This is a genomic window from Ruegeria sp., from assembly GCF_028066395.1.
Taxonomy (GTDB): domain Bacteria; phylum Pseudomonadota; class Alphaproteobacteria; order Rhodobacterales; family Rhodobacteraceae; genus Ruegeria.
Genome location: NZ_JALCBM010000012.1, coordinates 62,129 through 65,471 on the forward strand (window position 1 = coordinate 62,129; position 3,343 = coordinate 65,471).

Annotated in this window: 4 protein-coding genes; 3 read left to right on the forward strand and 1 reads right to left on the reverse strand. The window is 63.3% G+C overall.

Features of this window, described 5'->3' with window-relative positions:
* The 3 genes from MPJ51_RS06145 to MPJ51_RS06155 form a co-directional block, all read left to right on the forward strand.
* Nucleotides 1-614 (forward strand): GTPase (locus MPJ51_RS06145; protein ID WP_298383291.1); only part of this gene is annotated, 614 nt, incomplete at its 5' end.
* Complete coding sequence (gene proB, locus MPJ51_RS06150) at nt 602-1,708, forward strand: glutamate 5-kinase (protein WP_298383294.1); 1,107 nt, start codon at nt 602-604, stop codon at nt 1,706-1,708. The genes MPJ51_RS06145 and proB, both read left to right, overlap by 13 nt.
* A gap of 23 nt (nt 1,709-1,731) precedes the next feature.
* Complete coding sequence (locus tag MPJ51_RS06155; protein WP_298383297.1) at nt 1,732-2,994, forward strand: glutamate-5-semialdehyde dehydrogenase; 1,263 nt, start codon at nt 1,732-1,734, stop codon at nt 2,992-2,994.
* On the opposite strand, the gene MPJ51_RS06160 is transcribed toward MPJ51_RS06155, so the two are convergent.
* Nucleotides 2,991-3,343, reverse strand: a 353-nt coding sequence (locus MPJ51_RS06160) for a histidine phosphotransferase family protein (protein WP_298383300.1), incomplete at its 5' end; no start/stop codon positions are given. The two genes, MPJ51_RS06155 and MPJ51_RS06160, sit on opposite strands and share 4 nt — an antisense overlap.

Consider the following 3,343-nt stretch of genomic DNA (forward strand, 5'->3'; position numbering starts at 1 on the left):
CCAATCCGGGGCAGGCGGGGATCGACCGCACCATCTGGCTGCGGCTGAAACTGATCGCGGATGTGGGTCTGCTGGGCATGCCGAACGCGGGCAAATCGACCTTTCTGGCCGCTACGTCGAACGCACGCCCCAAGATCGCCGACTATCCCTTTACCACGCTGCACCCCAATCTGGGCGTGGTTGGCGTGGACAATGTGGAATTCGTGGTGGCCGACATCCCCGGCCTGATCGAAGGCGCGCATGAGGGCCGCGGCATCGGAGACCGCTTTCTGGGCCATGTCGAACGCTGCGCCGTGTTGCTGCATCTGGTCGATGGGACCTCGGAGACCGTGGCCGAGGATTACCGGACCATCATTCACGAGCTTGAAGCTTATGGCGGTGAATTGGCCGAAAAGCCGCGCATCACCGTTCTGAACAAGGTCGATGCGCTGGATGACGACGAACGCGCGTTGGCGAAATCTGAGCTGGAAGAGGCCGTGGGCGGTCCCGTCATGACCATGTCCGGCGTCGCGCATCTGGGCGTGACCGAGGTGCTGCGCGCCCTGCGCGCGCAGATCGACGAGAACCGCTTGCGCCAGAAACCCGCCGAGGAGGCTCAGCCGTGGCAACCTTGACGTCGGCAAAACGTCTGGTTGTCAAAATCGGGTCCGCTTTGTTGGTGGATCGCGACACCGGCCAGCTGCGCTCGGACTGGCTGCATTCTCTGGCGCAGGACGTGGCGTGGTTGAAGGGGCAGGGGACGGATGTGATTCTGGTCTCCTCCGGCTCCATCGCGTTGGGGCGCGGGGTGCTGGGCCTGCCGATGGCCGCGCTGCCGCTGGAACAATCGCAGGCCGCCGCCGCCGTCGGACAAATCCGTCTGGCCCGCGCCTATGAAGAGGCATTGACGCCGTACAAGATCACTACTGCACAGGTGTTGGTGACGTTGGAGGACAGCGCGGATCGCCGTCGCTACCTGAACTCCCGCGCGACGCTGGAAACCTTGCTGGGACTGGGCGTCGTGCCAATTGTCAACGAAAACGATACAGTGGCGACCGATGAAATCCGGTATGGTGACAATGACCGTCTGGCGGCGCAGATCGCGGTGACCGTGGGCGCGGATCAATTGATCCTGCTGTCGGATGTGGACGGGTTCTATTCCGGTAATCCGAACGAGGACCCCAACGCCATCCGCTTTGACACCATCGACCGCATCACGCCCGAGATTGAGGCGATGGCCGGGGATGCAGGCTCGGGCCTGTCCAAGGGTGGAATGAAGACCAAACTGCTGGCTGCCCAGATGGCGACGGCGGCGGGTTGCGATATGGCGATCACTGAAGGATCGCCCCTGAACCCGCTGAAAACGCTGGAAAACGGCGCAAACTGCACATGGTTCACCGCCACACTGGACCCGCACGCGGCGCGCAAGCGCTGGATTTCGGCGATGAAACCGCGTGGCGAGATCGTAATTGATGACGGGGCCGTCAGGGCGCTGGCCAATGGCAAAAGCCTGTTGCCCGCTGGTATCGTCGGCGTGAACGGCGATTTCGGTCGCGGCGATCCCGTTGCGATCATGGATCAGGCCGCGCGCCGTCTGGCACTGGGCCTCAGCCGCTACACCGCGCCCGAGGCGGATGCGATCAAGGGGCGCAAATCCTCCGAGATCGAGGCGACGCTGGGCTATCCCGGTCGTGCGGTGCTGGTTCACCGGGACGATCTGGCGCTATGAAACGATAAGAAAGGGCACATGAGATGAAGGATTTCGACACCATTCCCGCCATGATGGCCGATCTGGGGCAACGCGCCAAAGCGGCCTCGCAACAGTTGGCCTATGCCACGGCCGAGCGCAAACACGCCGCGCTGATTGCGGCGGCAGATGCCGTCTGGGCCAACCGCGCGCAGATCATCGAGGCGAACCAGAAGGATTTGGAATTTGGCCGCGAAAAGGGTCTGAGCCCGGCGATGATGGACCGCCTGATGCTGGACGAGGGCCGCATTCAGGGCATGGTCGACGGTCTGCGCACCGTGGCTGATCAGGCCGACCCAGTGGGTGAGGTTCTGGCCGAATGGGACCGGCCTACGGGCCTGAATATCCAGCGTGTGCGCACGCCTCTGGGCGTGATCGGCGTAATCTATGAAAGCCGTCCGAATGTGACGGCGGATGCCGGGGCCCTGTGCCTGAAATCCGGCAACGCGGTGATCCTGCGGGGCGGCTCGGAAAGCTTCCATTCCTCCACCGCCATTCACGCCTGTCTGGTCGAGGGGCTGAAGGCCGCGAACCTGCCCGAGGATGCGATCCAGCTGATCCCGACTCGCGACCGCGCGGCAGTGCAGGAATTGCTGACGATGACCGATTATGTCGACGTGATCGTCCCGCGCGGCGGCAAAGGGTTGGTCGGTCTAGTCCAGCGCGAGGCGCGGGTGCCCGTGTTCGCCCATCTCGAAGGCATCGTGCATATCTATGTCGATAAATCCGCCGATCCGCAGAAAACGCTGGACGTGGTGCTGAACGCCAAGACCCGCCGCACCGGTATCTGCGGCGCTGCCGAATGCCTGTTGGTGCATGAGGACGTGGCTGAGACTCTGGGTCGTGATCTCGTAACCGCGCTATTGGCCGCCGGGGTCGAAGTGCATGCGCAAGGCGCGCTGGCGCTTGATGGTACGGTTGCTGCCACGGATGCGGATTGGGGCAAGGAATTCCTCGACAGCATCATTGCCGCCAAACCTGTTGCCGATATCGACGCGGCGATTGCGCATATTCAGCAGTATGGGTCCAACCACACCGATTGCATCATGGCCGAGGACGCTCAGGCTGCGGCGCATTTCTTTGAGCGCCTCGACAGCGCCATCCTGATGCACAACGCCTCAACCCAGTTTGCCGATGGCGGAGAGTTTGGCATGGGGGCCGAGATCGGTATCGCCACCGGCAAGATGCATGCGCGCGGCCCGGTGGGTGCGGCGCAACTGACCAGCTTCAAATATCTGGTGCGCGGGAACGGAACGACCCGCGCCTAAAACCTCAGGGCCACGCGGGTTGCGCCGGTTTCCACCGCAACCCGCCGCCCCATGGACGCTGCGGTCTGCGGCAGCAGCGCAAACTGCACCTGCGCGGGCGTGACCTTGTTGGCAAACCCTCCGGTCGAGACGTTTTTCCACAGATCGGCGTCCACATTCATCCGGTCAGCACTGCCCGAAACCATCCATTTGTCCCCGTCCGAGGTCACCTCGACCTCGCCACCCATGGGCATGGCGCTTTCACAGCAGAGCAGGGCCAGAAAGGCCAGTTTGACCTGATTGCGCGGCACCGCTTCGGTCACGTGCCAGCGCACGCGGACGCGGCTGGCCTGTTCGATGTCCTGCAACA

Bases quoted from the DNA above. Each gene is read 5' to 3' on its own strand.
- MPJ51_RS06155 (WP_298383297.1), top strand. From the start codon at position 1,732: ATGAAGGATTTCGACACCATTCCCGCCATGATGGCCGATCTGGGGCAA.